This is a genomic window from Actinomycetota bacterium, assembly GCA_019347675.1.
In the GTDB taxonomy this organism is placed as follows: domain Bacteria; phylum Actinomycetota; class Nitriliruptoria; order Nitriliruptorales; family JAHWKO01; genus JAHWKW01.
Genome location: JAHWKW010000007.1, coordinates 115873 through 142078, shown reverse-complemented (window position 1 = coordinate 142078; position 26206 = coordinate 115873). Strand labels below are relative to the sequence as shown.

25 protein-coding genes are annotated in these 26206 nt (G+C 71.9%); 4 read left to right on the top strand and 21 right to left on the bottom strand.

Annotated elements, in window-relative coordinates; translation table 11 throughout:
* Nucleotides 1-46: 46 nt before the first annotated feature.
* The 5 genes from KY462_06440 to groES form a co-directional block, all read right to left on the bottom strand.
* Nucleotides 47-1780 (bottom strand): hypothetical protein, encoded by a 1734-nt coding sequence (locus tag KY462_06440; GenBank protein MBW3577367.1) that lies wholly within the window; start codon nucleotides 1778-1780, stop codon nucleotides 47-49.
* A gap of 44 nt (nucleotides 1781-1824) precedes the next feature.
* Nucleotides 1825-2043, bottom strand: a complete 219-nt coding sequence (locus KY462_06435; GenBank protein ID MBW3577366.1) for an excisionase family DNA-binding protein — start codon at nucleotides 2041-2043, stop codon at nucleotides 1825-1827.
* Nucleotides 2044-2103: 60 nt separating this feature from the next.
* A complete protein-coding gene (locus KY462_06430; protein MBW3577365.1) occupies nucleotides 2104-2997 on the bottom strand; it encodes a hypothetical protein in 894 nt (297 codons plus the stop codon).
* A 262-nt stretch (nucleotides 2998-3259) separates the two neighbouring features.
* A complete protein-coding gene (groL, locus tag KY462_06425) occupies nucleotides 3260-4894 on the bottom strand; it encodes a chaperonin GroEL (GenBank protein ID MBW3577364.1) in 1635 nt (544 codons plus the stop codon).
* Between the two features lie 66 nt (nucleotides 4895-4960).
* On the bottom strand, nucleotides 4961-5251 hold the full coding sequence (gene groES, locus KY462_06420) for a co-chaperone GroES (protein ID MBW3577363.1): 291 nt from the start codon (nucleotides 5249-5251) through the stop codon (nucleotides 4961-4963).
* Nucleotides 5252-5608: 357 nt separating this feature from the next.
* Here groES and KY462_06415 point away from each other — a divergent pair, with 357 nt between their 5' ends.
* Nucleotides 5609-6097: a transcriptional regulator gene (locus KY462_06415; GenBank protein MBW3577362.1), complete on the top strand. Its 489-nt coding sequence runs from the start codon at nucleotides 5609-5611 to the stop codon at nucleotides 6095-6097.
* 28 nt (nucleotides 6098-6125) lie between these two features.
* Here the strand turns inward: KY462_06415 and KY462_06410 are convergent, their stop codons facing one another.
* The 13 genes from KY462_06410 to KY462_06350 all read right to left on the bottom strand — a co-directional run bounded on the left by KY462_06410 (nucleotide 6126) and on the right by KY462_06350 (nucleotide 19281).
* On the bottom strand, nucleotides 6126-6974 hold the full coding sequence (locus KY462_06410) for a GNAT family N-acetyltransferase (protein ID MBW3577361.1): 849 nt from the start codon (nucleotides 6972-6974) through the stop codon (nucleotides 6126-6128).
* A complete protein-coding gene (gene tsaD, locus KY462_06405; protein MBW3577360.1) occupies nucleotides 6971-8023 on the bottom strand; it encodes a tRNA (adenosine(37)-N6)-threonylcarbamoyltransferase complex transferase subunit TsaD in 1053 nt (350 codons plus the stop codon). The genes KY462_06410 and tsaD overlap by 4 nt, the downstream gene beginning before the upstream one ends.
* The gene (gene rimI / locus KY462_06400) at nucleotides 8020-8502 is read right to left on the bottom strand and encodes a ribosomal protein S18-alanine N-acetyltransferase (GenBank protein MBW3577359.1); all 483 of its coding nucleotides are present in this window, start codon (nucleotides 8500-8502) and stop codon (nucleotides 8020-8022) included. Before rimI ends, tsaD begins: the two co-directional genes overlap by 4 nt.
* 74 nt (nucleotides 8503-8576) lie before the next feature.
* Nucleotides 8577-9293 carry a tRNA (adenosine(37)-N6)-threonylcarbamoyltransferase complex dimerization subunit type 1 TsaB gene (tsaB, locus tag KY462_06395; protein ID MBW3577358.1) on the bottom strand — a complete coding sequence of 239 codons (717 nt, stop codon included), beginning with the start codon at nucleotides 9291-9293 and terminating at the stop codon, nucleotides 8577-8579.
* Nucleotides 9290-9799, bottom strand: coding sequence for a tRNA (adenosine(37)-N6)-threonylcarbamoyltransferase complex ATPase subunit type 1 TsaE (gene tsaE / locus KY462_06390; GenBank protein ID MBW3577357.1), 510 nt, complete (start codon nucleotides 9797-9799; stop codon nucleotides 9290-9292). Before tsaE ends, tsaB begins: the two co-directional genes overlap by 4 nt.
* A 32-nt stretch (nucleotides 9800-9831) precedes the next feature.
* Complete coding sequence (locus tag KY462_06385) at nucleotides 9832-10452, bottom strand: uracil-DNA glycosylase (GenBank protein ID MBW3577356.1); 621 nt, start codon at nucleotides 10450-10452, stop codon at nucleotides 9832-9834.
* A gap of 82 nt (nucleotides 10453-10534) precedes the next feature.
* The gene (locus tag KY462_06380; GenBank protein ID MBW3577355.1) at nucleotides 10535-11488 is read right to left on the bottom strand and encodes a P1 family peptidase; all 954 of its coding nucleotides are present in this window, start codon (nucleotides 11486-11488) and stop codon (nucleotides 10535-10537) included.
* 13 nt (nucleotides 11489-11501) lie between these two features.
* Nucleotides 11502-12572, bottom strand: a complete 1071-nt coding sequence (locus KY462_06375; protein ID MBW3577354.1) for an alpha/beta hydrolase — start codon at nucleotides 12570-12572, stop codon at nucleotides 11502-11504.
* Complete coding sequence (gene alr, locus KY462_06370; GenBank protein MBW3577353.1) at nucleotides 12565-13722, bottom strand: alanine racemase; 1158 nt, start codon at nucleotides 13720-13722, stop codon at nucleotides 12565-12567. The genes KY462_06375 and alr overlap by 8 nt, the downstream gene beginning before the upstream one ends.
* On the bottom strand, nucleotides 13719-15347 hold the full coding sequence (locus tag KY462_06365) for an NAD(P)H-hydrate dehydratase (GenBank protein MBW3577352.1): 1629 nt from the start codon (nucleotides 15345-15347) through the stop codon (nucleotides 13719-13721). Before KY462_06365 ends, alr begins: the two co-directional genes overlap by 4 nt.
* A gap of 104 nt (nucleotides 15348-15451) precedes the next feature.
* Nucleotides 15452-16210 (bottom strand): S1 family peptidase, encoded by a 759-nt coding sequence (locus KY462_06360; protein MBW3577351.1) that lies wholly within the window; start codon nucleotides 16208-16210, stop codon nucleotides 15452-15454.
* An 83-nt stretch (nucleotides 16211-16293) separates the two neighbouring features.
* Nucleotides 16294-18126, bottom strand: a complete 1833-nt coding sequence (gene glmS / locus KY462_06355) for a glutamine--fructose-6-phosphate transaminase (isomerizing) (protein ID MBW3577350.1) — start codon at nucleotides 18124-18126, stop codon at nucleotides 16294-16296.
* A 75-nt stretch (nucleotides 18127-18201) separates the two neighbouring features.
* Complete coding sequence (locus KY462_06350) at nucleotides 18202-19281, bottom strand: TerC family protein (protein ID MBW3577349.1); 1080 nt, start codon at nucleotides 19279-19281, stop codon at nucleotides 18202-18204.
* A gap of 270 nt (nucleotides 19282-19551) precedes the next feature.
* Here KY462_06350 and KY462_06345 point away from each other — a divergent pair, with 270 nt between their 5' ends.
* Both KY462_06345 and amt read left to right on the top strand, forming a co-directional pair.
* Complete coding sequence (locus KY462_06345) at nucleotides 19552-20781, top strand: GAF domain-containing sensor histidine kinase (protein MBW3577348.1); 1230 nt, start codon at nucleotides 19552-19554, stop codon at nucleotides 20779-20781.
* Between the two features lie 180 nt (nucleotides 20782-20961).
* Complete coding sequence (amt, locus tag KY462_06340) at nucleotides 20962-22296, top strand: ammonium transporter (protein MBW3577347.1); 1335 nt, start codon at nucleotides 20962-20964, stop codon at nucleotides 22294-22296.
* A 103-nt stretch (nucleotides 22297-22399) separates the two neighbouring features.
* Here amt and KY462_06335 read toward each other — a convergent pair whose 3' ends face one another.
* Nucleotides 22400-23827: an adenosylhomocysteinase gene (locus KY462_06335; GenBank protein ID MBW3577346.1), complete on the bottom strand. Its 1428-nt coding sequence runs from the start codon at nucleotides 23825-23827 to the stop codon at nucleotides 22400-22402.
* Between the two features lie 75 nt (nucleotides 23828-23902).
* A complete protein-coding gene (aat, locus tag KY462_06330) occupies nucleotides 23903-24682 on the bottom strand; it encodes a leucyl/phenylalanyl-tRNA--protein transferase (protein ID MBW3577345.1) in 780 nt (259 codons plus the stop codon).
* Between the two features lie 64 nt (nucleotides 24683-24746).
* Here aat and KY462_06325 point away from each other — a divergent pair, with 64 nt between their 5' ends.
* The gene (locus KY462_06325) at nucleotides 24747-25637 is read left to right on the top strand and encodes a flap endonuclease (protein MBW3577344.1); all 891 of its coding nucleotides are present in this window, start codon (nucleotides 24747-24749) and stop codon (nucleotides 25635-25637) included.
* Nucleotides 25638-25640: 3 nt separating this feature from the next.
* On the opposite strand, the gene KY462_06320 is transcribed toward KY462_06325, so the two are convergent.
* Entirely contained in the window at nucleotides 25641-26159 is a 519-nt protein-coding gene (locus KY462_06320) for a GNAT family N-acetyltransferase (GenBank protein MBW3577343.1), read from the bottom strand.
* Between the last annotated feature and the right edge of the window lie 47 nt (nucleotides 26160-26206).

Below are 26206 nucleotides of genomic sequence, written 5' to 3'. Positions count from 1 at the left end.
GCCGGGTCCTGGTGTGCCAGCGGGGGCCGGCAGCCGCGGTCGGGCGCTACCGCGGTCGGGGGTCGTCGTCGCCCCACACCTCGTGGACCAGGGCGTCGAGTGCGACCGCCAGCCGCAGCGACGGTTCCGGCTCACCGGGCGTGTTCGGCGTCGGCTCGGCCGGGATCGTCCCCCACCGATCTCCGGTCGCGTCCCCGGCGGCGCGCTGGTCGCCGGCCCGGTCGCTGTCGTGGCCGGTGTCGTGACCGGTGGCGTGGCCGGTGTCGTGACCGGTGTCCTGGCCGGTGTCGTCGCTGATGGACTGGGCGGGGGATCCGGTGGCGGACCCGGTCGTCGCCGCAGACGGCGGGGGCCGGCCTTGCGGAGCGCGCACCCGGGGGATCTCGCCGGTCGGATCGTCGTCGGAGACCACTGGTGAGGCTGTGGCGAAGTACGGCGCGATCGCCGCGACGCTCCGACGGCGCTCCGACGCTGACTGACCAGCTGGCGTCACGATGCGGCCGGTGGGCTCTGGCGGCTCGGTGGGTTCCGGACGCTCAGCCGACTCCGGACGCTGTGGTCGATCGACGGGCTGTGCACCGGGGGCCGGTCGTGCAGCGCCTGGTCTCTGTTCGCCATCGGGGGGACGGCCGCGGTCGGGCTCATGGTCGGGAGTGTGGTCGGGTCGATGATCCGGGGCGCGGGGTTGGGGATCGCGCGCCCGGTCGGGCTCGCCGTCCGACGCACGCTCGGGCTCGCCGTCCGACGCCCGGTCGGGCTCGTGCTGCGGCGCCCCGTCGGGCTCGCCGTCCGACGCACGTTCGGGCTCGCCGTCCGACGCACGGTCGGGTTCGCCGTCCGGGCCACGATCGGCCTCGGGTCCTCGCTCGTCGCCGCTTGGCTGTTCGCGGTCGTCCTCGGCTCGAGGTCGGCGACGCGCTCCCTCGTCACCGTGCACCAGGACCACATCGGTGGACACACCTGCACGATCCAGTGCATCCAGTGACTCGACCAGCTCCGCGCGTATGGTCACGTCGGCTCTGGCGACGACCAGCGCCCGGTCCGCCGCGGCAGCGGCCGGCAGCGTCCCGGGGTGCCCCAGCCCCGGCAACGCCGCGAGCAGCACGTCCACATCGCGTGGCAGGCGCGCCGTCAGCGAGGGGAAGCCGTGCAGGGCCTCGGCCAGTCCCTGCCCCGCCCCCAGGCGCGCGTACTGCAGCGTCGCGTGGATCTGGGCGACCTCGCCGAGGCGGCGTTCCCCCCGGCACACCTCCGCCACGCCGGGTCGATCCCCTCTGCCGTGGCTGAGATCTGCGACCAGGACCCGCCAGCCGTTACGGGCCAGCGCGGTGCCCACTGCGTCAGTGAGCCGCCCCGAGCTGAGCGCGTCGGACCCGGCCGCCGCCACGGCGAGGCGCAGGCCGGGCTCCTGCCGGATCCGCGCGTCGACCCAACGCAGCAGTGCCGCCGACGGCTCGAGCGTCGTCGTCGCGGCCAGGCGGGCGCCGGCTGTGCGGACGTGGCGCGGGCCGCGGACGAGCCGGTCGGTGGCGTCGAGGGCGACGCCGACCGCCACAGCCAGGAAGCAGGCGGCCAGACCGACCGCCGCACCGCTGAGCGGGCGGGGCGGGAGCACGCCCGGGAACACGGCGGTGACGGCGATGCCTGTCAGGCTCACCAGTGCGGCGACAGCGACGATCGCCCGGCGCCGGAGCCGGAGAACCTCGAGTAGCTCCACCGCCCAGGGTGGCGGGCGGCGGCCGCGTTCGGGCGGCGGTGCAGTGGGCGTGGGGGGCGGCACGCCGGGAGGGTAACCGACCCGGCCGGCCAGACCGTGGAACTGGTTCAGGCGTCCCCGCGACTCTCCATGCGGTCCAGGGCGGCACGGACCGTCGCGGCCGGGAACAGCCGATGACCTCCGGTGGTTCGCACGCACTCCAGCTTCCCGTCGTCGGCCCACGACCGGACGGCCCTGGAGCTGACGCGCAGGATCGTTGCGACCTCGCCGGTGCGGAAGTAGTGCTCGTCGCCGGCTCGCCGCGCGTGCGCGCCGGAGGGATCCAGCAGCCCCAACAGCGCCGTGCGATCCCGCGGCACACCGTCCCCCGTCGCGATCCGGCCATGCTAGGTCGGCGGGTCGTTGAGCACGGTGACCAGACGGTCGATGGTCGCCCGCAGATGGTCGGTCGCGACCACCGTGGCGGCCTCACGCTCGACACACGGGCGGTCGGCGACATCCAGGGCGGCCAGGTGTGCGATCCCCGCACCGGCGGGGTCCGCCGCGAGCTCGGCCCGGCGGCGGTCGAACGCGGTGCCGCGGCGGGCCGCGACCAGGCCACGCAGCTCGGTGCTGGCCGCTGCCGCGGTCGCGGCAGCATCAGCTCGCCGGGCGACGGCCGCCCCGCACGGCGGCCGTTCGTCGGTTGCGCGCAGGCGTATCGCCAGCTCGCCGGCCGCGTCGGCCGCCTCGGCGAGTCGTGTGAGCTGCTCGCGACGGGAACCCGGCTGATCCCACACGGCCACGAGCTGGACGAGCTCGGCATCTGCCGAGGCGAGCGTCGCGACGAACTCCAGGTCCGCTCGGGCGGCCGCCGCCACAGCGTCCGCAGCGGCGGCGACCTCTGCGAGTGCGGCGCGAGCGTCGACGATGGCGCCACCCGAGCCCACCAGGTTCGTGTCCGCCAGCTGGGCGGACGCTGTCGCCAGGTCGTTCAACACCCCTGCCCGTACGGCGTCGACAGCAGCCAGCCGCTCGGCGGGGTCCGGCGGCTCACCCAGCCGGACGGCGGTGACGTCGCGGGTCAGGCTCATCGCGAGCGTCCCGACGCGCTCGACGGGTTCGGTGAGGGCAGCCCGCGCCCGGCGGATGTCGTTGACGTCACGGTCGCCAGCGGCCGTGGACGTCCCCGGTCCGCAGGCCACCCCCACAGCCGCGGACAGGGCAGCGAACAAGGCGGCGAGATAACGCATGGCGGGCGAGGGTAGCCATGGCGGCCCGGTCGTACGCTGCAGCCCCATGGATTCACCCGTGTTGGGATTCACCCGTGTTGAGATCTGCCCGGACCACGGTCGCCGTGGCGGCGGCCTGGACCGCCCTCCTCGCGACGGGATTCATCGACGCGGACCCCGTCGGGCGGTAGGGGCTGCCGGGGCGTCGCGCGACGCCCCGAAGCGCACGGAGATCACCCGGCGCGGCCCGCCCGCAGATGCCGGAGGGCCCGCCTGCAGGCGGGCCCTCCGGTCGCGCGCGTTGGCGCCTCGGTGAGTGAGGTGAGGTGGACTAGAAGTCCATGCCGCCACCCATACCGTGGTCGTGGCCGCCACCGGCGCCGTTCTGCTTCGGCTCGGGCTTGTCGGCCACCAGCGCCTCGGTCGTGAGCAGCAGCCCCGCGATCGACGAGGCGTTCTGCAGGGCCGAGCGGGTGACCTTGGCCGGGTCGATGATGCCCTGCTTGACCAGATCGCCGTACTCCTCGGTCAAGGCGTTGAGGCCCTCGCCGACCTTCATGTCGCGGACCTTCTCCACGACCACGGAGCCTTCGAGACCCGAGTTGTTGGCGATCCAGCGCAGCGGCTCGGCCAGCGACGACCGGACGATCATGGCGCCGGTGCGCAGGTCCCCTTCGAGGTCGATCTTCTCCAGCGCCCGCTCGGCGTGCAGCAGCGACGTGCCGCCACCGGCGACGATGCCCTCCTCGACCGCGGCGCGGGTCGCCGACAGCGCGTCCTCGATGCGGTGCTTCTTCTCCTTCAGCTCGGTCTCGGTCGCGGCACCGACCTTGACCACGGCCACCCCACCGGACAGCTTCGCCAGGCGCTCCTGGAGCTTCTCGCGGTCCCAGTCGGAGTCCGAGATCTCGATCTCGGCCTTGATCTGGTTGATACGGCCCTTGATGTCCTCCTCGGAGCCGGCACCCTCGACGATGGTGGTGTTGTCCTTGGTGATCACCACCTTGCGGGCACGGCCCAGCAGGTCGATGGTGGCGTTCTCCAGCTTCAGGCCGACCTCCTCGGAGATGACCTGGCCGCCGGTGAGGATCGAGATGTCGGCGAGCATCGCCTTGCGGCGCTCACCGAAGCCGGGAGCCTTGACCGCAGCCGACTGGAACGTGCCACGGATCTTGTTAACCACCAGCGTCGCGAGGGCCTCACCCTCGACGTCCTCGGAGATCACGACGAGCGGCCGACCGGCCTGCATCACCTTCTCCAGCACCGGGAGCAGGTCGTGCACCGCCGAGACCTTCTGGTTGGCGATCAGGACGTAGGGGTCCTCGAACACGACCTCCATGCGCTCGGGGTCGGTGACGAAGTACGGGGAGATGTAGCCCTTGTCGAACTGCATCCCCTCGACAAAGTCGAGCTCCATCCCGAAGGTCTGGGACTCCTCGACGGTGATCACGCCGTCCTTGCCGACCTTGTCCATGGCGTCGGCGATGATCCGGCCGATCTCCTCGTCGTTGTTGGCGGAGATCGCCGCGACGTGCGCGATCTCGTCCTGGGTCTCGATGTCACGGGCCTGGTTGGAGATCTCCTGGACGACCCGCTGCACCGCCTCGTCCATCCCACGCTTCAGCATCATCGGGTTGGCGCCAGCGGCGACGTTGCGCATGCCCTCGCGGACCATGGCTTGGGCGAGGACGGTGGCGGTGGTGGTGCCGTCACCGGCGACGTCGTTGGTCTTGGTCGCGACTTCCTTGGCGAGCTGGGCACCCATGTTCTCGTAGGTGTCCTCCAGCTCGATCTCGCGGGCGACGGTCACGCCGTCCTTGGTGATGGTGGGGGCGCCCCACTTCTTGTCGATGACGACGTTGCGGCCCTTGGGGCCCAGGGTGACCCTGACGGCGTCCGCCAGCCGGTTCACCCCGGCCTCGAGCCGGCGTCGTGCGTCCTCGGAGTAGGAGAGCTGCTTCGGCATAGGTGTCGTTGCCTCCTGTTGCGATGGGTGATGGATGGGCGTGGTCGCGCCCGTCCTTGGCGGCTGCTACTCGATGACCGCGAGCAGGTCGCGAGCGGAGAGGATCAGGTAGTCCTCACCGTCGATCTTGACCTCCGTGCCGCCGTACTTGCTGAAGAGGACCGTGTCGCCCTCACGCACGTCCAGCTGCACGATGTCGCCGGTCTGCTCCGAGCGCTTCCCCGGCCCGACGGCGACGACCGTGCCCTGCTGGGGCTTCTCCTTGGCGGTGTCCGGGATGACGAGCCCCGATGCGGTGGTCTCCTCGGCTTCGCTCAAGGTCACGACGACCCGGTCCTCGAGCGGGCGGACCCGCACGTTCGTTGCGGTGGTGGCCAACGTTCCCTCCGTACGTGTGGTGTAAGGTTCGTGGTGTTAAGGTGCCTTCGTTGCCAGCCGCTGGGGCCTTCCAGGGCTAGCACTCTGCCCCGGCGGGTGCCAACAGCGGGGAAATTAGCACTCTCCCCATGAGAGTGCAAACGATCGGCTCCCAAGCCGGTTCGCAGTGACCGCATCAGCGTCGGCCGGCAACGATCCGATCCGCCGAGCCCGTGAGCGACCACCGGTCGCCGCGTCCAACGTCGTTGCTCCCCGGACGGACGGCCGACCCCGGCGCACGCGCCCGGGCGGCCATGTCCGACACTGTTGGTGCGACCGAGCACGATCGGAGCGGACGTGACCAGCGCGACGGAGTACCAGCATCGCCTCGGCGAGCGTCTCCGCGCGATCCGTGCCCAGCAGGATCTGACCCTGCAGGACGTCCAGCAGCACAGCGGCGGGCATTGGAAGGCCGTGGTGGTCGGCTCCTACGAACGTGGCGATCGGGCGGTGTCGCTGGCGAAGCTGGCCGAACTCGCCGACTTCTACGGCGTTCCGGTGGGCGAATTACTGCCTGAGCCGGACATCGACGAACCGCAACCCGAGCCGACGCGCCCGCGCGTCGCGCTGGATCTCACCCGGCTGCACGAGCACGAGGTCGAGCCCCGGTTCCGGCCGGTGTCGCGGTACGCCGGCACGATCCAGGCGCAGCGTGGTGACTACAACGGCCGGGTCTTGACGCTGCGTCAGACCGACCTGCGATCGCTCGCAGCTCTGTACGGCACGACCAGCGAGGAACTGGTCGAGCGACTCGACGAACGGGGGCTGCTGGCCGACGTGCGCTGATCGGCCGCGATTCTCTTCGCGATTCTCTTCACGTGCGGACGGCCAGTCGCCACTCCTCGCGGTCGACGAAGCCCGCGGTGGCGTAGGTCCGCAGCGCCACCATGTTGTCCGCCCGCACGTGCAGCGCGACCGGCCGACCGGGGTGGCGGTGGAGGGCGTCACGGACGACGGCCGTGACCGATGCGCGTCCCAAACCCTCCGCCCGGCGGTCGCGACGCACGCAGACCCCCGCCAGCTGCACCCCGTAGTCGTCGCAGTCCACGGCCCGCTCGATCTTGACCAGCGGATCCCCCGGCGGCCCGACACACACGACGGTGCCGGCGCGGACCGCCCGCTCCATGCGGTCACGGTACGCCCGGTAGCCGGACCCGCCGGGGTCTGGGCCATACCCGTCGTCGACGTGGAGCTGCACGGCCAGCTGCGCCAGGCCGGGCACATCCTCGCGTCGCCCCGGCCGCAACCCCGGGTCGGGGAGCGCCTGCGCGTCGGGAACCCGGCCGGGGTCGACCAGCTCGAAGCGCTGCCGGTGGACGACCATGGACGCGTCGCTGCCCCACCGTTCGAGCAACACGTCAGCGGCGGCAGCGTCGCCGACCATGATGCGCCACCCGCGGTTGGGCACTCCCGCGCGCGCCAGGACCTGCGGGTCGCCGGCGGGGACGATCAGCTGGTCGGGCAGCACGACGCACACCGCCGACCGGCCGCGCCACTCGGCCAGCCGCATCACCGATGGGCCATTGGATCGCAGCGTCGACAGGAGGAACATATGGCGCGCGGCGCCCCCTGCCGGGCACGGCCACGTCTCGAGCATGTGGGCGACGTCAACGACCTCGTCGCGACGCACGCGACGCCAGCGGGTCCGCGACAGCACCGTCACGGGACCGGCCCGTGCGGCTCATCGACCAGCGACAGGCCCGGGTCGACCGACAGTTCCAGCGGTGAGCGGTGACCATCGGCCACGAGGTTGGCTCCGGCCGCTGCGACCATCGCACCGTTGTCGGTGCACAGCGCCGGGGATGGGGTCAGCAGCCGCATGCCGTGCTCGCCACAGGCCTGATCCATCCGGGCGCGCAGCCGAGAATTGGCCGCCACCCCGCCGGCGATCACGACCGTGGTGACGCCTTCCGCGGCGGCCGCGGCGAGGGTCTTGTCCACCTGGACGTCGACGGCGGCCTCCTGGAAGGACGCGGCGACGTCAGCCAGGTCGGGTTGCTCGCCCGCGTCCTCCAGGCGTCGCAGGTAGCGGATGACGGCGGTCTTCAGACCCGAGAATGAGAAGTCGTAGGACCGTTCGCGCCACAGCGGCCTGGGAAAGTCCACGGCCGTGGGATCACCTTGGCGTGCCAGGCGGTCGATCTCGGGCCCGCCGGGGAAGCCCAGGCCGAGGACCCGCGCGATCTTGTCGAACGCCTCACCGGCGGCGTCGTCGACGGTGGAGCCGAGCTCCCGGAACGTCGCGGCCGCCCCGGCGCCGTCGCCGTCCATGCGCACCAGGCTGGTGTGCCCCCCGGACACGACCAGCGCCACGAGCGGTGGTTGCAGGTCGCCGTACTCCAGTTGCGTGGCGATCACATGGGCGCGCAGGTGGTTGACGCCCACCAGCGGCAGACGGCGCGCCAGCGCCAGCGCCTTCGCGGCCGCCACACCCACCAGCAGGGCCCCCACCAGGCCGGGGCCGGCGGTCACCGCGACGGCGTCCACGTCATCGAGGTTCGCGCCGGCTTCGACCAGCGCCCGGTCGATGGTGGGCTGGAGGAGCTCCAGGTGGGCGCGGGCGGCGAGCTCGGGGATGACACCGCCGTAGGGCGCGTGCAGCTCGACCTGTGACGCGACGACGTTGGCCCGGACTCGCAGCCGATCCTCGACCACCCCGACCGCCGTCTCGTCGCAGGACGTCTCGATGCCGAGCACGAGCACCGGTCTCAGGTCCCGCCGGACCGGCCACGGGCAGCGGCGAGCGACGCCGCGACGTCGTCGCTCTGCAGGTCGTGCAGCCACATGATGACCGCGTCCTCCCCCGTGTCGTCGTAGTAGCCCGGGCGCACCCCGACCGGCGCGAAGCCCAGACCACGGTACAGCTCGCGTGCCGCGGCGTTGGTGTGGCGCACCTCGAGGGTGGCGGCCTGGGCTCCGCGTCGACGGGCGTCGCCCAGCACGGCCACGACCAGCGCGGTCGCAACGCCACGGCGCCGGTGCGTGTCCTGCACCACCACCGTGGTGATGTGCGCCTCGTCCACGACGAGCATCGACCCGGCGTAGCCCACGACGGCGCCGCCGCGCTCAGCGACGAGGTAGGTGCGGGTGTCGGGCTGGGCCAGCTCCGACACGAACATCTCACGGGGCCATGGCCGCGGGTACACGGCGCGTTCGATGGCGTGGACCTGATCGAGATCGCCCGGGTGCATCCGCCGCAACCGTGTCCGGGCGGGACCGTCACCGCGCGCGGCCGCTGCCCGCCGCGAGCACCGCCGGCCTCCGGTCACCGCTGTGGGCGGCCGCCACGGAGGCGCCCGCGGGCTTCCCAGCCCAGACGCGCGTCGGCCTTGCGCAGGTACACGGGTTGGAGCTGATCGGGGCGCTGGGTGTCCTCGCGCACGAAACGCGGCAGGGCCAGGACGGCGAGGTCGGCAGCGTCCGGGTGGGCGTTCTCGAGGCCGGCGACGTCGGCGTCGACGCCCTGCAGCACATCGGCGTAGCGCAGCCCGCCGTCGCCGACCACCAGGCACTCCTCGCCGGCACCCTCGATCTCCGCGGCCAGCGCGGTGGGGCTGCCGACCCCCAGCTCCGTGGCCCGCTGGACCCCGCCGGGCGCGAAGCGGTAGAAGGCCCAGAACACCTCGCCTCGTCGCGCGTCCAGGGCAGCGCAGATCAGCCGGCGCACGTGACGGACCTGGAACGCCAACACGTCCAGGCCGCACAGACCCACCACCGGTAGGCGCCGGGTCGCCGCGAACGTCCGCGCGGTGGCGATCCCCACCCGCAGTCCGGTGTACAACCCGGGGCCCACACCGACCGCGACACCGGTGATGTCGTCGGTCGTGTGGCCCGACTGACGCAGACAGAAGTCGATGGCCGGAGCCACGAACTCGCCGTGACGCTGTTCGACACCCAGAGCGGCGGAGGCCAGGACCCGGCCCTGTCGCGCGAGGCAGACCGACGACCGTGCCGTCGACGTCTCGATCGCGAGCACGATCACCGGGACGGCTCCTGCACCGCCCAACGCTGCAGCCGCGGGGCCACGTCGGCGACGCGGTCGGCCCAGCGACCGTGGCCGCGGACGCGGACGATCCGCTCGTCGTCAGCGTCGCCGAGCGCCAGCTCCACCTCCAGCCGGTCGGTGCCCAGCAGCGCGTCGACGACGTCGCCCCACTCGACGAACGTGATCTGCTCGTCGCCCAGGATGACGTCCTCGCCCAGCTCGACCACCTCCTGGAGCCGGTCGAGGCGGTAGACATCGACGTGCACGAGCTCGACGGCGACGTCGTCGCCGGGCAAGCGGGCCTGGTAGGGCCGCACCAGGGTGAACGTCGGCGACGTCACGCGGCCGGTGACCCCCAGCGCACTGGCGGCGCCTTGCACGAAGCAGGTCTTACCGGCGCCGAGCTCGCCGCTGAGCGAGACGACGTCGCCGGGCCGCAGCGCCTCGGCGATCGTTGCCGCCAGCGCACGCGTGTCGTCCGCCCCGTGGGTGCGCAGCACCAGCTCCCGCTGTGGCCGGGGGCGTCGCTCGAACGTCAAGACGCCGCCGACCCCTGACCCTCCCGGAGCTCGCCGACGGCATCACGCGCCGATGCGATACGGCCGGTCAGGATCCCCGCCGCCGTCCGGACGTCCCGGCGCAACGCGGCCATGGCGGTGGCGTTGCCCCTGAGCGCAGCGATCGGGTGGTACGTCGCGATCAGCGTCGCTCCGGGTGCCTCGAACCGGTACCCGGCGACCTTCTCGAGCGGAGCACGGCGGCCCAACAACAGCTGCGCCGCGGCCGGACCGAGGGCCACGATGACGCGTGCGGCGACGAGCCCCAGCTGATCGTGGAGGTGCCGGCGACACGCGCCGATCTCGTCGGCTTGGGGGGGACGGTTGCCGGGAGGGCGGCACTTGACGAGGTTGCAGACGTACACGTCCTCGCGGCGCAGCCCGTTCTCCAGGAGCACGTTGTCGAGGAGGTTCCCCGCAGCGCCGGCCAGCGCCCGGCCGGATAGCTCCTCGCTGTGGCGCGGGGAGTCGCCGACGAACACGAGCTCGGCGCCGGGATCGCCGTCACCGAACACGACCCGGCTCCGGGCCGTGTGCAGCTCGCACCGGGTGCACGTCTCGGCTTCGCGCTGCACCACCGTCCACCGGTGCGAGTCCACGGGAACACGTGACGACGGCACGAGCGACGCTCCGAGCGGGACGACGGCTCGGGGCATGCTAGTCCACCGCCCAGCGCTCCTCTCACCCCGCGAGGCCGGGAACGCCGTGGCGGGACACCGCGGCGCGGACCCCGCGGCGGCACGCGTCCGCGACCGCCTCGGCGGCGAGCGTGGCGAGCAGGTCGACCGTCGCGTCGACCTCCCCGGTGGCCAGGCAGAACAACGCGTCTCCGTCGAGCTGGGTGTGCGCGGGGCGGACCGCCCGGGCGATGCCCGAGTGGGCGAGGTCTGCGACGCGGCACGCGTCGCTCTTCAGCAGGCGGGCGTTGGTCACGACGCAGCCGAGGACGGTCGAGCCGGTCGGCCCGCCGGCGTCCGCGCGCTGACCGGCGATCGCGTCCGGATCGTAGGGGTAGCGGGGGGTGCCGTGGCCAGCGCGTGACGCCGCCAGGGGGCGGCCGTCCTCGTCGAAGACCTCGCCCACGGCGTTGTTGGCCACCAGCGCCCCGACCACCACGTCACCGGCGCGCCGCACGGCGATGCCCTGACCGCCCCGCCAGGCGTGTGCCAGGCCACCGACCTTGGCGACCATGCACCCGGCACCGACCCCCACGCCACCCTCGGGCGGATCGGCGGTCGTGGCCTGCTCGCAGGCGGCACGGCCGGCGTCCGGTCCCGGGCGCGCGTGGGGAACGGCCACCGCCGCGTCGAGCACGATCGCGGCACCCACGATCGGGACCCGCGCGACCGGCTCCGGCTGGCCGACCGGGTACCCGACGCCCCGCTCCTCCAGCCACGCGACGACCCCGTCGGCGGCGGCCAGCCCGAACGCCGACCCGCCTGCCAGCACCACCGCGTGACAGACGGTCAGCTTGCCGTTGGGGCCCAGCGCCACCGCCTCGCGGGTCCCCGGCGCGGCGCCGCGGACCGCCACCGCTCCGAGCGTGCCCGCCGGCGGCAGCACCACCGTGCAACCGGTCGGCGGATCGTCGCACGTCCAGCAGCCCACCGCCACGTCCTCGTGCCCCAGCGCCACGATCCCTCCTGCGTCACGTGCGCGACGTTGCGACCTCAGCGCTCGGCGCGGGACTGTGGACGGCGCCGACCATGTGCACCACCAGGGCGTTCACGACGTGATGTGCCTCGAGAGGTGTCATGTGACCGATCCCCGGCAGCTCGACCACATCCACGTCCGGGTTCACCTCGGCCATGTGGCGGGCGTGGTCGACCGGTGTCATGCGGTCACGGGCCCCGACCACCACCAACGTCGGGACATCCAGCGTCGCCAGCGTGTGGTCCTCGTCCATCCGCGCCAGCACGGGGAGCAACTGGCTGGCGGTGCGCAGGTCGGTATCGAGCACCAGTTGCTCGGTGAAGTCGACGTACCGTGGGTCCGCACCACGGCAGAGGGCCACCGCGCGGACCAACACGAAGCTGAGGTCGCTCGAAGCACGGTAGATACGGGCCACCTCACGGACCCGCTCGCCGAGCACCCCGGCCACGGCGGTGATGGCGCGTTCGGCCCGGGCCAGCAGCTGCACGCCGAGACCCATCGCGACGTCCTCAGCGCCCGACTTGGCGGTGGTCGACAGCAGCACCAGCCCCCCGACCCGAGCGCGGAACAGGTCGCCGTGGCGGCGGGCGCAGGCCAGGGCGGTCATCCCGCCCATCGAGTGGCCCACCACGACGAGCGGGCCGCGTGTGTGGTCGGTGGCCTGCTCGATCACGGCCCCGAGCGCGTCACCGAGCAGCTCGATCGTGAAGGTGCCCGAGCGGGGCGGGGAAGACCGCCCGTGACCCGGCTGGTCGTAGGTGATCAGCCGGTAGCGGTGCCGCAGCGCGACGACCTGTTCGTGCCAGCAGCGGCCGGACATCGTGTACCCGTGCACGAACACGACCTGCGGGGCGTCGGGGTCGTCGGGGCCGTAGGTCTCGACGAAGATCCTGGTGGCGTCGGGGGCTTCGATCTCGCGCGACTCGCCCGCGAAGTCGCCGAGCTCGGGTCCGTGACGGACGATCTGCATCCGCCCGCGGAACGCCTCCCGTTCGCCGAAGTACCCTGCGGCGACACCGGCTGCGGTCGTCGCGGCGGTCAACGCCCGTCTGCCCCGGTCAGCCACCGCTGGCCTGCCCGGTCAGGTAGACCCGTGGCACCCGTGGCGCGATGCGGCTGAGGATCTCGTAGGCGATCGTGTCGGCATGGTGCGCCCACTCGGTGGCGGTGACCTCGGCATCCTCCTGCCTGCCCAGCAGCACGACCTGGTCGCCGACATCGACCTGGTCGTCGCCGCACCACACCATGAACATGTCCATGGTGACGGCCCCGACGATCGGGCGGCGCACCCCGCTCAGGACCACCTCGCCACGGTTCGACAGCAGCCGGGGCACCCCGTCGGCGTACCCGAGCGGGACCGTGGCAACCACGCCGGCCACGGGAGCCGACCAGCTGTGTCCGTACGAGATCGGGCTGTGCGCCCCGACCCGCTTGGCGAACGCCACGTCGGCCACCAGGCGCATCACCGGGCGCAGCTCGGCGGCGCTGGCCAGGGCGGGTGATGGGGGCGCCCCGTACATCGCGATGCCGAGGCGGACCGCGTCGTAGTGGGACTCGTCGATGGTGAGCGCCGCGGCGGAGTTGGCCGCGTGGACGAGGGTGGCGTCGAAGCCGTGCGTGCGCGCCAGCTGCAGGAACTCCTCGAACCGCTGCTGCTGCTGGCGGACCGATGGGTGTCCCGGCTGGTCGGCGCACGCGAAGTGGCTCATGAGGCCCTGGACCTCGAGGTCCGGCCAGGCGCGCAACGTCCGCAGGAACCCGTCCCAGTCCGTTCGGGCCACCCCCACACGCCCCATGCCGGTGTCGGCGTTGACGTGCACGCGGACCGGGCGGCCGCGCCTGGCCGCCTCCACACGAAGCGCTTCGGCGAAGATCGGCGTGTACACCGACGGTGTGAGGTCGGCGGCCAGGACCCGGGCGGCAGCGGCCGGTGGCGGTTCGGACAGCAGCAGCATCGGCACGGTCACGCCCGCGGCGCGCAGCTCCTCGGCCTCCTCCACGAGCGCGACCGCCAGCCAGGTCGCTCCGGCGCCCAGCGCCGCCCGCGCCACGGGGACCGCGCCATGCCCGTACGCGTCCGCCTTCACCACGGCGATCACCTCGGCCGGAGCGACACGTTCGCGCAAGAGGCGGACGTTGTGGTCGACCGCCTCGAGGTCGATCTCGGCCACCGCCGGGCGGAGCGGCCCACCAGCGTCGTCCGGGAGGTGGGTCACGGGCGCCACCCGGCGTCGTCGGCCGGGACGCGTCCGGCGCGCCAGCCTGGCGCGTCGAAAGGCCACGTCGGTCGGTGCTGCGCCAACCGGACGGTGAGCGCCAGCGCGGCCGGGACCGCGTCAGCCATGTCGTCGCTGGTGCTGCGGTCGGCGGCCGGCGCGCCAGCCAGCTGTCCGGCCAGCCCGCCACGCCAGCACGCCTGCGCGACGGCGTACGGGACGTCCTCGGCGGTCGCGCAGCCGGCCGCGACCATGCCGGCGAGGACGTCGCCGGTCCCACCCGCTCCCAGGGCCGGACCGCCGGTGGGAGTCACCCAAACCCGTTGGTCGGGTGCAGCGACGACGGTGGTGGGGCCTTTGGCCACGACCGTGGCATCGAGCCGCGCTGCCAGCGGTGGTGCCAGCTCCGCGCGGCGACGCAGCGCGTCGTCGCCGTCGGTGGCGTCTTCGACGAGCCGGGCCAGCTCCCGGTGCTGGGGCGTGACCACGAGTTCGCCGGCGTGGTCGGCCAGGACGTCGGTCTCGCCACGGTGGGCGTTGAGGGCATCGGCGTCGAGCACGAGCCGTCGGGCCGTTCGGCGCAGCGTCTCGATCACCTGGCGGGTGCCGGACCCGAACGTCATGCCGGGTCCAGCCACCACCACGTCGGCGTCGGCGGCGGCGTCCTGGATCGCATCGACGGCCGCGGCTGCCACCGCACCGCCGGCATCGTCCAGACCGATCGTCAGCGCAGGCGGGATCAGGCCGGCGACCAGGTCCTGGATGCCGCGGGGGACCGCGACGGTGACCAGCCCGGCACCGGCCGCCAGGGCACCGCGTGCGCACAGCACCGCCGCACCGGCCATGCCGCGGGACCCCGCGACGACCAGGACCCTCCCGCGGGCGTGCTTGTCCACGCCGACACCCAGCGCCTGCGGTGCGGCGCCAGCAGCGGTCAGGGCCGACCAGGCGACCTCGGGCGGCTGGTACGCCCCGCCCAGATCCCCGACCGCGACCCGGCCGGCGTACTTGGCTCCGGGGTACAGCAGCACGCCGCGCTTCAAGCCGCCGAAGGTGACCGTCAGGTCCGCGGAGACGGCCTCGCCCGGGACCTGCCCGTCGTCAGCCTGGACACCGGTGGGGACGTCGCACGCCACCACGGAGGTCGCGCGGTCGCCGGCCCGCCGCAGCGCCGCCACAGCGTCGCCGATCACCCCGCGGGGCGCGCCGGTGGCCCCGGTCCCCAGCAGACAGTCGACCGCGACATCGCACCACTGGAGCACGGCGTCGGTGGCTTGTGGCCCCCGCGCCCAGCCGCCGGCGCTCAGAAACCGGCGGCGTTGGTCGCTCGCCTCGTCGGAGAGCTCAGCGTCGAGTCCCGCGACCGCCACCACCCGCGGCTCGGCGCCCCAAGCGGCCAGTCGACGGGCCGCCGCCCAACCGTCACCGCCGTTGTTGCCCTTCCCGGCCACGATGGCGACGCGCAACCCGTACCCGTACCCGGCGCTGGCCACGATGCCGCGCGCCAGGTGCCCTCCTGCACGGTGCATCAGCGCAGCCCACGACGAACCGGCCGCGACCGCCGCCTGGTCCCCGGCGTGGGCAGCATCAGCGTCCAGCAGCGGCACGGAGCGCAGATCCGACATCACCTCGCAGGCTAGGTCAGTCGGGTCGCGTCGGGGCGGGCCACCGCCGCGTCACGGTCGGCCGGGTTCGCCGTGCCGGTCAGGCACGGCGGGGCCGCGAACGGTCACCCGTCGACGGTGCGTAGCGAGACGGTGAAGTCGTGGGCGGCGGCGTCGGCGAGGACCCAGTCGAGGTTGGCGCCGCCCTCCCCGGCGGTGACCAGCGTCAGCGCGCGCGTGTCGATCCCGACCCCGACCGTGGCGACGATGCCGAACGCGGTGCCGCCGTCGCTGAGGTTGGCGACGGGACCGCCGGAGTCGCCGGGTGCGACACCGCCGACGATCTGGTGCTCGCGGCGGTCGGTCCAGTTGAGCACGCCGACGCGTTCCTGACGGGTGAGCGACGTGAGGTTGAACCCCACCCCGTGGCCGGAGAACTGCATCAGGTCACCCTCGCGGTAGTCGCGCGAGACGCCGGTGGGGATGCGGGGGTGTCCCTTCATCGCCGGATCGACACGGTCGCGGTCGTCGGAGGCGATCTTGATGAACGCGTAGTCGCGCCCCGGCTGCTCGGGGTCACCGCGGAACGCGACCTTGCCGATGGGATCCTGCGCTGCGCCGAGGCTGGTCGTCGCCAGACTGACCGCCTGACCGACCTCGTCCACACAGTGGGCGGCGGTGCTGGCGTACACCTCGCCGGCCAGCTTCTTCGTCCCGTCGAAGATCCAGCTCAGCGTGCAGTACCCGGCGTCGGTGACGATCGCGGCGCCGGGTTCGATCGTGGCCTGTTGGATCGCGTGTGACCCGAACGCGGGCGCGCCGGACAGGGCCAGCACGACCACGCAGACGACCGCTGCCGGAACCCAACGCCTGTACGGACGCACTGGTGATGTCCTCTCGTTGCCGGGCGGTTCACGGCCCGGTGGGGTCGACGCGATGGTAGGAGGTCACCGGGGCGACGCCCCCGTCACTCGACGGTGACCGTCTTGGCGAGGTTGCGGGGCTGGTCGACGTCCTCTCCGCGCAGTGTGGCGATGTGGTAGGCGAGCAGCTGCAGGGGCACGACCGCCAACGCGGGGGCAGCCAGCTCGTGCGCCTCGGGGATCGCGATGATGTGGTCTGCGTGCTCCTCGAGCTCGGCGGTGGAACCCTTGGTCCCGATCGCCAGCACCCGGGCGCCGCGGGCCTTGACCTCCTGGATGTTGCTCACCATCTTGGGGAACACGTGGCCGCGGGGAGCGATCGCCACCACGAGGCTGCCCTGCTCGATCAGGGCGATCGGCCCGTGCTTCATCTCGCCGGCGGGGAACGCCTCGGTGTGCAGGTAGCTGATCTCCTTCAGCTTCAGCGCGCCCTCGTGGGCGATCGGGAGGCTCGCGTGGCGACCGATGAACATGGTGTAGGGCACGTCGACGTAGCGGCGGGCGAGGTCGACGATGTCCTTCTCGGCGGCCAGGACCTCGTCCAGCTGCGTCGGCAGGTCCTCGAGGCGCTTGAGCATGTCGGCGACCTCGTCGGGCCACAACGCCCGGCGGATCTGGGCCAGGTACAGCGCCAGGAGATCGACCGCCACGATCTGGGTGGTGAACGTCTTGGAGGCCGCCACGCCGATCTCGGGGCCGGCGTGGGTGTACAGGACGGCGTCGGCCTCCCGAGCCAGGCTCGAGCCGACCACGTTGGTGATCGCGGCCACCTTGGCGCGTTGATCGCGAGCGTGGCCCACCGCCGCCAGCGTGTCGATCGTCTCGCCGGACTGGCTGATCGCCACGACCAAGGTGTGTTCGGACAGGATCGGGTCGCGGTAACGGAACTCGCTGGCGACCTCCACCTCGACCGGGATCCCGGCCCAATGCTCGACGGCGAGCTTGGCGAGCATCCCGGCGTACAGCGACGTTCCGCACGCCACCACGAAGACCTTGTCGAGGCGGGCGAACTCGTCCTCGTCGAGGTGGAGCTCGTCGAGCGTGAGGCGACCGTCGCGGCGTCGGTCGAGCAGCGTGTCGGCGACCGCCTGGGGCTGCTCGTGGATCTCCTTCAGCATGAAGTGCGGGTAGCCCTGCTTCTCGGCGGCGTCGACGTCCCAGCTGACCGTGTAACGGTGGGGCTCGGCCGGGCGACCGTCGCCGTCGACGACGTCGACCCCGTCGGGAGTGATCCGCGCCAGCTGTCCGTCGCCGAGTGCCGCTACGTCAAGTGTGTGCGCGATCAGCGCCGCGACGTCCGAGGCGCAGTACCCGACGCCGTCGGTGTGCGCGATGATCAGCGGCGACTCGCGGCGGGCTGCCACCAGCACGTCGGGTTCGTCGGCGTGGACCAAGCACAGCGAGTAGGCGCCCCGCAGCCGCGCGACGACCCGACGGACCGCCTCGAGCAGATCGCCGTCGTAGGCGTCTGCGACGAGGTGCGCGACGACCTCCGTGTCGGTGTCGGACGCGAACGACCGCCCGTCCAGTGACGCCTTGAGCGTCTGGTAGTTCTCGATGATCCCGTTGTGCACGACCGCGACCGATCCGGTGGGGTCGGTGTGGGGGTGGGCGTTGCGGTCGGTCGGTGCTCCGTGGGTCGCCCAGCGGGTGTGTCCCAGGCCGGTGCGGCCGTGGGCCGGCGCGTCCTCGAGGGCGGCGCCCAGTGTCTGCAGCTTCCCGGCGCGTTTGACCACGCGCAGGCCATGGGCCCCACCGCCGCCGGTCTGGAGCGCCACTCCGGCCGAGTCGTAGCCGCGGTACTCGAGGCGCTGCAGGGCGTCGGCGATGACCTCCAGGGCGTCGTCACGGCCGACGACACCGATGATCCCGCACATGCGCTGCCCTGTCGTCGACCGACCGCGGATGGCCGCAGCCTACCCACGGGCCCGCTCACCGAGCCCATCGCCGGCTCAGTCCTGCTGGAAGAACGGCTCTTTGGACTGGGCCGGTGCGCTGTCCGGATCGGAGACGTCGGGCCGCTGCGACGGCTGCTGGCTCGGCGCCGGCTCGGCGGCGTGGATCCGGTCCGGCTCGCCACGTCGGTCGGCGCGCACGGACACAGTGATCGCCACGGTCAGGATCGTGGCGATCACGCCAAGACTGAGCGGGATCGGCAGGTGGTACCACTCCACCAGGATCATCTTGACGCCGACGAACGCGAGGATCGCGGCCAGCCCCATGTCGAGGTACCGGAACCGTCCGGCCATACCAGCCAGGGCGAAGTACAGCGCACGCAGCCCCAGGATCGCGAAGGCGTTGGAGGAGAACACGATGAACGGCTCGCGGCTGATCGCCAGGATCGCCGGGACGGAGTCGATCGCGAACACCACGTCGGTGGCCTCGACCAGCACCAGGACCGCGAACAGCGGGGTCGCCAGCAGGGCACCGTCGCGGCGGGTGAACATCTTCTGCCCGTCGTAGTCGCTGGTCGACGGAACCACCCGACGCACCAGCTTGAGGACGGGGTTGTCTTCCGGGTGCACTTCGGTGCCGCGGTGGCGGAGCATCTTGAACGCGGTGTACAGCAGGAACGCGCCGAAGACGTACAGCAGCCAGTCGAACCGCTCCAGCAGCGCAACGCCAGCGAAGATGAAGATCGCCCGCAGCACCAGCGCACCGAACACACCCCAGAACAGCACCCTGAACTGGTATTTCGGTGGCACGCCGAAGTAGCTGAAGATCACCGCCCAGACGAAGACGTTGTCGACCGACAGGCTCTTCTCGATCAGGTAGCCGGCGTAGTACTCGCCGGCCGTCTGGCCGCCCGCCCACCACCACAACACGATCCCGAACACCAGCCCCAGTGTGACCCACACGCCGCTCTCGACCAGTGCCTCACGGAACGAGACCTCGTGCGGCGTGCGGTGGACCAGCAGCAGGTCGGCCAGGAGCAGCGCCACGATGGCGAGCGTCAGGGCCACCCACGCCCAGCCGGGGACGTCGAGTCGGACGAAATCGCCCGGACCGGCGGGAGCGGCGGCGAGGAACATCGATGACCTCCGGAAGCCACGTCAGCGACCGGAGGTCTCCCCACCACCTGGTCGAGGTGGTCGACGGCACCGGGCACGAGGCCGTGGTGACGACGCCGCCGCCTGCGGGTACTCCCCTCCGAGGCGGCGCAGCATACCCGTCGTTCGGACCGTCATGGGGCCAGCTCGGCACCGCCCCTTCGGCCACCCGGGAGCCGCGACGCGTCGGGATAGCCTCGCGCGACCGAGACGGAACGGCGGTCATGTGTTCCTGGCGCAACGGCGTCGCCGATGATCACGGGTGATGACGAGGAGCGTCGTCTCGATGCCGTCAGACGGTACGACATCCTCGATACGCCCCCCGACGGGGCATTCGACCGGGTGACCGCCCTGGCTGCGCGCTTCTGCGACGTGCCGATCAGCACCATCACCATCGTCGACCGCGACCGGATCTGGTTCAAGTCCACGTGCGGCATCGACATCGATCAGATCCCGCGCGATCGTGGGCTGTGCGCGTCCGTCATCTTGCGGGACGAGCCGTACGTGGTCACCGACGCGGGCCTCGACCCTCGGACGCTGGACAACCCGCTGGTGCGCGGCGAGCTGGGCCTGCGCTTCTACGTCGCGGTGCCTCTCACGACCAGCGACGGCTACAACCTGGGGACGTTGAACATCATCGACGTGGAGCCGCGCGACGTCGACTCGCAGCAGCTCCAGACGCTGTCCGACCTCGCCGCCATCGTGATCGACGAGCTCGAACTGCGCCTCGCGGCCCGTCGCACCGTCGAGTTCGAGACGGAACGCGCCAACGCCCAATTCCGCGAGCAGATCCTCGCCGGACTGTCTCACGACATGCGGACGCCACTGGCGATCCTCAGAGGCACGGTCGATCTCGAAGACGGCGTCGGATCGCTCGATCCGGAACGGCGCCGCATCCGTCACCTGGCGCGTCGCCAGATCCGCCACTTGGACTGGCTGGTGCGCCAGTTCCTCGACTACGCGCAGCTCGAGGAGGACCGACGGGTGACGGTCCACGTCGCTCCGACCGACCTCGCCGAACTGGTCACCGACGCCGTCGATGTCTTCACCGACCGGGCCCACATCGACGTTCGCGTCGCATCCGACCGCCCCGCACTCGCCGACCGTGACCGCGTCCTGCAGATCCTGATCGAGCTGCTGAACAACGCCGTCCGCTTCGCCGGCCTCGAGATGCCGATCGACGTCAGCGTCGAGGACCAGGACGACGGCTCACCGACTGTCAGCGTGGCCGACCGGGGACCGGGCATCGAGGCCACCGCGCTGCCCCGGTTGTTCGAGAAGTTCTACCGCAGCGACCGAAGTTCCGGGAGCGGCATCGGCCTGTACGTCAGCCGCGCCCTGGCCGAAGCGCAAGGCGGCCGCCTCGGTGTCCAGTCGACTCCCGGACAAGGCACGCGCTTCACACTGGTTCTGCAAGCAGCGCACCCGACCAGCGAGCGCAGCAGGGACCCCAGCCACGACCGGGTGGCCTCGAGCCGCTGAGTGCGGAGCACCGTCCGGGCTCGTCGGTGATGTCCTCGACTCGTGAGCGACCTCGACTCGGAAACGACCTCGACTTGTAACGCCCGCGAAACCCGCGAGCAACTCCCCGGAAAAGGCTCCTGCGTAGGTTGCGGGCCACCGCAGTGGATGGCCACTGCAGTCGATGGGAGGTCCGAGGGGATGTCTGTCACCCAGCTCGAGAACGCCGTCCTGGTCATGTTCCTGATGCTCGCCGGCGTCCTCGTGATGTTCATGCACGTCGGGTTCTCGATGCTCGAGGCGGGACTGACACGCGCGAAGAACACGGCCAACATCCTGATGAAGAACCTGATGACCCTGTGTCTCGGGTTCATCGTCTACTTCGCCGTCGGGTTCGGCGTCATGTACGGCGCGCAGGCAGCCGGTCTGTTCGGCACGGACGGGTTCTTCCTGTTGAACTTCAGCGCGTACGAGCCGGTCGCTGGCTCGATCGCGATCGACTTCTTCTTCCAGGGGATGTTCGCTGCCACGGCTGCCACGATCGTGTCCGGAGCGGTCGCCGAGCGGATGAAGCTCTCGGCGTACATTCTGTTCGCGGTGGCGATGACGGGGCTGATCTACCCCATGGTGGGGGCGTGGAAGTGGGGTGGCGGTTGGCTCGACTCGCTCGGGTTCGTGGACTTCGCCGGCTCCACCGTCGTGCACCTGACCGGCGGCGTCGCCGCACTGATGGGCGCCCTGATCCTGGGTCCGCGCCTGGGCAAGTTCGGCCCGGACGGCGCGCCGCGGGCGATCCCGGGCCACTCGATGTCGATGACCGTGTTCGGTGTGCTGGCGTTGTTCTTCGGCTGGTTCGGGTTCAACGGCGGCTCGGTGCTCGCGCTGGACGGTGACGCGATCGGCCGGGTGCTGGTCACCACCGCGCTGGCGGGCTGCGCCGGAGGCGTCACGACCGGCCTCTACAGCAGGGTGCGGACGGGCAAGTTCGACGTCGGGATGAAGGGCAACGGGATCCTCGCCGGTCTGGTCGGGGTGACCGCCGGGGCGGACGTCGTCAACAACCTCGGTGCGCTGGTGCTGGGCGCCGTCGCCGGTGTCATCGTGTTCGAGGCCGTCGCCGCGATCGACCGGCTGCGGGTCGACGACCCGGTCGGGGCCGTCAGCGTGCACGCCGTCTGCGGGGCGTGGGGCACGGTCGGCGTGGGGCTGTTCGCCGTCGACGGCGGCCTGCTGTACGGCGGTGGGGGTGGGCTCCTGCTCACCCAGGCGATCGGGGTGGTGGCGGTCGCCGCCTTCGTCGCCGCCACCTCGGGAGCGGCGTTCCTGGCGCTGCGGGCGACCATCGGGATCCGGGTAACCGAGGCTGAGGAGCTCGAGGGTCTCGACATCCACGAGCACGGGATGTACGCCTACCCGGAGCTGGCCCACGGTCCGGCCGCTTATCCGGGCGGCCCGGCCACGGAGCCGACCGGCCCGAAGCTGGTCCCGACCGAACCCGAACCCGAACCCGAGCCCGTCACCGCCGCCTGGGGCTAACACCGACCGGCGCTGTTGCCTCCCGGGTCGCCCCGGGGGGCAACGCGTTCGTCACCGCCCGACCGACGGGGCGCTGACGGGCAACGCCCCGGCCCGGACCCCGTCAGTAGCGGTAGTCGTCGCGCTTGTAGGGACCTTCGACCGGCACGTCGAGGTACGCAGCCTGCTCGGGCGTGAGCTGGGTGAGGTGCACGTCGAGGTGGTCGAGGTGCAGACGTGCGACCTCTTCGTCGAGATGACGGGGCAGGACGTAGACCTCGTGCTTGTAGTCCTCGTGGTTGGCCCACAGCTCCATCTGGGCGAGAACCTGGTTGGTGAACGACATGCTCATCACGAACGACGGGTGACCGGTCGCGCAGCCGAGGTTCACCAGCCGTCCCTCGGCGAGGAGGATGATCGAGCGTCCGTTGGGCAGGTGCACCTGGTCGACCTGGGGTTTGACGTTGGTCCAGTCGAACCGCCGCAGCCGCGCGACCTGGATCTCGATGTCGAAGTGGCCGATGTTGCACACGATCGCCTGGTCGTGCATCTGCAGGATGTGCTCGAGGGTGATCACGTCGCGGCAGCCGGTGGCGGTGACGAACAGGTCGGCGACCGGGGCGGCTTCGTCCATGGTGACGACCCGGTAGCCGTCCATCCGTGCCTGCAGCGCCCTGATCGGGTCGACCTCGGTGATCCAGACCTCGGCGCCGTACCCGCGTAGCGACTGGGCGCTGCCGCGTCCGACGTCGCCGAACCCGGCCACGACGCAGGTCTTGCCGGCCAGCATCACGTCGGTGGCGCGCTTGATGCCGTCCACCAGCGACTCGCGGCACCCGTACAGGTTGTCGAACTTGGACTTTGTCACCGAGTCGTTGACGTTGATCGCCGGCATGCGCAGGGTGCCCCGCCGTTGCATGGCGCGCAGGTTGTGCACCCCGGTGGTGGTCTCCTCGGACACACCGCGGATGGCGGCCAGCAGGTCCTCGTGCTCGTCGTGGACGAGCGTGGTGAGGTCACCGCCGTCGTCCAGGAGCATGTTGGGCCCCTGATCTCCCGGCTCCGGGGAGGACCCCGAACCCCCTGGCTCCGGGGAGGACCCCGAACCCCCTGGCTCCGGGGAGGACCCCGAACCCCCTGGCTCCGGGGAGGACCCCGAACCCCCTGGCTCCGGGGAGGACCCCGAACCCCGTGGCCAGCGCAGGGTCTGCTCGATGCACCACCAGTACTCCTCCTCGGTCTCGCCCTTCCAGGCGAAGACCGGGGTGCCCGCGGCAGCGATCGCGGCCGCGGCGTGGTCCTGCGTGGAGAAGATGTTGCACGACGACCAGCGCACCTGCGCCCCGAGCGCCTGCAGCGTCTCGATCAGCACCGCTGTCTGGACCGTCATGTGGATGCAGCCGGCGATCCGCGCACCAGCCAGCGGCTGGTCGGTGGCGTAGCGTTGGCGCAGCGCCATCAGCCCAGGCATCTCCTGTTCGGCCAGCTGGATCTCCTTGCGTCCCCAGTCGGCCAAGGAGAGATCAGCGACCTTGAAGTCGTTGGCGTCCACGAGTGCTCCTGGGTGAGGCGCCGGATCGGCACGGACAGCGGCAGTCGGACGGCCGAGGATAGCGGGGCGGTGTGGTCAGCGGCCGCTGGCTGCCACCAGGCGGCTCACCGGGCGTGCGTCGACCGGCAGCCGGACGTCGAGATCGCGGACGACCTTCAGCTCGCGCAGGAACCGTGACCGGGGAACGTCTCGGGCACCCATGCCGCGGAGGTGGGGAGTGGTCAACTGCACGTCGATCATCCGGCCGCCGACCTCCCCGAAGCGGTGCGCAAGGTCCACCAGCGCGACCTTGGACGCGTCGGACTCGCGGTGGAACATCGACTCCCCGGTGAAGCACCCACCGATCTGCACCCCGTAGACGCCCCCGACCAGGGCGTGGTCGTCCCACACCTCCACGCTGTGCGCCCAGCCCAACACGTGCAGCCGGGTGTAGGCGCGCTCCATCCCCGGCGTGATCCACGTGCCCTCGTCCGCGTCGCTGTGTTGCTCGGCACACCCCGCGATCACCGCCGGGAACGCCACGTCGACGGTCGTCCACCAGCCGCTGCGCCGCAGCGTGCGCCGCAGCGAGCGCGACACGTGCAAGCTGTCCACGGTCATCACCCCCCGGGGGTCGGGCGAGAACCACGGCAGGGGCATGCTCGGATGCGGCCAGGGGAACACACCCGCGCGGTAGGCGTACGCCAGGGTCCGGGGCGCCAGGTCAGCACCGACCCCCACGACGCCGTCCTCGTCGGCCGTTTCGGGGTCGGGGAACAGCCACGACGGCGGTGGCAGGCGCTGCGGTGGTCTGGCCAGGCGCGTCGCCGGGGCGCGGGTCTGACCGGTCGGTTCTCCCCGCGCTGGGCGCACCATGTCGTCAGAGTAGGGCCATGCCCGTGGCGGTACCGTTGGCGCCCCGCCCGACCGAAAGGCGTGCGTGCGCCTGCACCTGGTCGATGGCACCTACGAGCTGTTCCGCGCCCACTTCTCGCCGCGTCCACCGCGGACGGACGCCACCGGCGCGGACGTCAAGGCGACGGTGGGGCTGATCGAGTCGTTGGTCGCCCTGGTGCACGACGACACCGAGGCGGTCACCCACATCGCGGTCGCGTTCGACAACCCGATCCGGTCGTTCCGCAACGACCGGCTCGGCGGGTACAAGGACGGTTCCGACGTCGACCCCGCGTTGGTCGCCCAGTTCGACCGCGCGGAGGACGCGGTCCGCGCGTTGGGCATCACGGTCTGGTCGATGGCCCACCACGAGGCGGACGACGCGTTGGCGACGGCGGCTGCGCGGTGGCGTGGCGTCGCCCAGGTCCGCATCCTGACGTGCGACAAGGATCTGTGTCAGTGCATCCACCGCGACGACGTCGTGGTGGTCGACCGGCGTCGCGGGCGCACGGAAGACGAGCACGGCTTGCGCGCGCGGCTGGGGATCGGCCCGGCGAGCGTCCCGGACCTGCTCGCGCTCGTCGGTGACCGCGCTGACGGGATCCCCGGACTGCCGGGATGGGGCCAGCGCTCGGCCGCTGCGCTCCTGGCCGCCTACGACAAGCTCGACCGCATCCCGCTCGAGTCGTCACGCTGGTCGGGGGTTGCGGTGCGGGGCGCGGAACGGCTGGCGGCCACGCTGGCGGCCCGCCGCGACGACGCGCTGCTGTACCGCGAGCTCGCCACCCTGGTCACCGACGTGCCCCTCGCTGAGGAGCTGGGCGACCTGAAGTGGCCGGGAGTGCCCCGCGAGCGTTTCCTGAACTGGTGCGAACAGGTCGGCGTCGAAGCGTTGCCCGCCCGAACGCGTCGATGGGCATCCACGGCCGGCGGTTGACGGTCACAGGTCGCTGAGCAGCCAGATCTGGTCGCGGTCGTCGCCCGGAGCGACCCGGATGGTCCGCCGGATGCGCGCGACGATCTCGTACCCGTGACGCTGGTAGAAGACCTCCGTGCCGGTCCCGCCCCGCACATCCAACCGGAGCTGTTCGAGACCGAGCTCCCGTCCGGCTCGGTGCACCACCTCGAGCAGCGCCGTCCCCGCTCCTTGGCCCTGCCACGACGGGTGGATCTGCAGCCGCTTCACCGTCGCCCAGTGGCGGAACAGCGGGCCGCCGCGTTGTTCGAGGAACGCCAGGCCCACGGCACGATCACCGTCGCAGGCCACCACCAGGTGGTCGTGTCCGGCGGCGACCCGGTCGAACGCCTCCTCGGCGACCGGGCGGACGTCTGCGGCGGACACGGGCGGGACGAAGCCCACCGCCCCGCCGGCGTTGGTGACATCGACCCAGAGCGCGATCAAGGCGTCACGCAATCCACGGTCGAGGAGCGGATCGACGGTGAAACGCAGGTCGGCCATCGGCGCCTGAAGACGATACGCCACCCGAGCACCACGGCCCATGAGTC